Origin of the sequence: Anabaena sp. UHCC 0399 (genome assembly GCF_034931465.1) — a bacterium.
Lineage (GTDB): Bacteria > Cyanobacteriota > Cyanobacteriia > Cyanobacteriales > Nostocaceae > Trichormus > Trichormus minutissimus.
Map to the genome: position 1 here is coordinate 1 of NZ_JAYGGZ010000114.1, position 2,461 is coordinate 2,461.

General features: G+C 38.4%; 2 protein-coding genes. Both read left to right on the forward strand.

The window, feature by feature from the left end; genetic code table 11:
- On the forward strand, positions 1-1,215 hold a 1,215-nt coding region (locus tag VB693_RS28925; RefSeq protein ID WP_323269280.1), incomplete at its 5' end, for an ATP-binding protein.
- 484 nt (positions 1,216-1,699) lie between these two features.
- On the forward strand, positions 1,700-2,461 hold a 762-nt coding region (locus VB693_RS28930), incomplete at its 3' end, for a tetratricopeptide repeat protein (protein ID WP_323269281.1).

Here is a 2,461-nt window from a genome sequence, read left to right on the forward strand (position 1 = left end):
ATTCTTGTGGAAGTGGGTAGAGAAATTTTGTTATCAGATAGAATGACCTCTCAACTTTACGCAGGACATCGCGGTGCTGGTAAGTCAACTGAACTGCTGCGTCTCCAGAAGTTTTTGGATGAGGCAGGCTGCTTTGTAGTTTATTTTCCCAGCGATGAGGAAGATATAGATCCAGAAGATGCCCAATATACTGATATTCTCCTAGCTTGCACGCGACATTTATTAGAAGGATTAAAAGATACCGTTAAACCTGTGAGTTTGTTGAATTGGCTCAACAATCGTTGGCAAGATTTAAAAGATTTTGCCTTAACTGAGGTGTCTTTAGAAAGCCTCAGTGTCGAAGCTCAAATTTCTCAGTTTGCCAAAATTACAGCTAATTTGAGAACTGAACCTAGCCAACGCCAAAAAATTCGTGAGCGAGTTAACCCGCATACAGTGACTTTAATTGAGGCGTTAAATGAGTTCATTAAAGATGCAAAAAATCACTTACCGTCAGGATATTCTCAACTAGTATTAATTGCTGATAACTTAGACCGGATTGTTCCCATACCTCAAGAAGATGGACGCAGCAATCATGACCAGATTTTTATTGACCGCAGTGAACAGCTACAAGCCTTAGATTGTCATTTAGTTTACACTGTGCCAATTTCTTTGCTGTATTCTAACCGCGCCGCCGATGTCGCCAATATTTATGGGAATACTCAAGTTTTGCCAATGATTATGGTGCAAACTCCAGAAAATCAACCCTATCAACGCGGGATTGAGAAAGTTAAGGAAATATTACAAAAACGGCTGAGTTTGATTGACCCTACCTTATCTGTCGTCGATATGTTTGAGCAGAGGAAGACTGTAGAGAAACTCTGCTTAATGAGTGGGGGTCATGTACGAAATTTATTATTATTAATGAAGGAAGCGATTAAATACACCAGCAGTCTACCCATTCCTAACAGAGCCGTACAGCGTTCAATTAGCGAGTTGCGAAATACCTATCGCAATACCGTTTTTTCTAATGAATGGGAAGCATTAGCAAAGGTGTATCAATCTAAACAGATAGAAAACGATCAACTGTATCGAGGTTTATTATTTAATCGCTGTGTTTTGGAATATCGTTATTTAAATGGAGACGGAGAAAGTCAGATATGGTATGATATCCATCCTTTGATTAAAGGAATTAAAGAATTTCAAGACACTTATAATCAACTTTATTCATCGTAAAAATTGTAGGTTTACGCAATGTGCAACTTATTCTTAAAACCCCTCTCCAAACCTCTCCCCTGCAAGGCTACCGTGTACACACAAGTCTTAAAATTTCAGTCACCACTTGCTTTATAGCCCTTCAATGTCATTCTGAGTGGAGCGGAGCGGAACGTTCGCGAAGCGTTCCGTAGGAAAGAATCTCGGACTTGCACCGTAGTCTCTAGATGTTTCATTTCGCTGTCGCTACATACTCCTACGGAGAAGCAAGCTACAACATGACAGTTGAGAATTTTGTCAAGGTTCTGAAATGTATGCTGGTAGCACTTGTGTGTACACCGTAGCCCCTGCAAGGAGAGAGGCTTTGATTCTTGCTCCCCTTCCCTTTTAGGGAGGGTTTGGGTTTTAGGTTTGAGAGAAATTTACATATGGCATTAGTTTTGGTTGACGCAACAAGTAACCCCAACAGCATATTACGAATTAAAAATTATCCCTCGCTCAGATTATGACACTAGAATTAACTGATTGGGATGAAGATTTACCAGGAACAGCAGATGAAGAATATCAAGCCTTAGTCCGCACGCTGAAATTTACAGAAGGCTTTGGCTTATTGTTTGTGCGCTGTTCTCCATCTCAAGGTGAGCAATTAATTACTAATGTTAAAGAAGATATTAATGATAAAAATCTAGATATTTTACAATTAAAGCAAGGTGTTAATAACTTATACGAAATCATTGATGAGTTACACAATAAAGAACGGATAAATATTTTATTTATCACGGGTTTAGAACATTCATTTTATGAATACGAAGAATGTAAAGCATTTTCAGGCTGGGATAGTAGAGATACACATTCATATAGTTGGAAGGGTGTACCACCTGTCTTAATTAACCTCAATCAACAGCGAGAACGGTTGAAAGAAAACTTTAACATCTGTTTTGTGTTCTTGCTACCTCTATTTGCAATTAAATATTTTATCCAACGCGCTCCAGACTTCTTTGATTGGCGTTCAGGTTTGTTTGAATTTCCTATAGATAGGGAAACATTAGAACAGGAATCATCACGCATACTTGAGGATACAGATTATGAAAAATATTTGGCTTTAACACCAGAAGAACGAACGCAAAGAATCCTAGTTATTCAAGAATTAATTACAGCAGAAAAACAAATATCTAATAACCAACCAGAATTATTATGTGAGCTAGGTAAGTTATACCATGCTGCAAAAGATTACGAAAAAGCGATCGCATCCTACGACCAAGCTGTG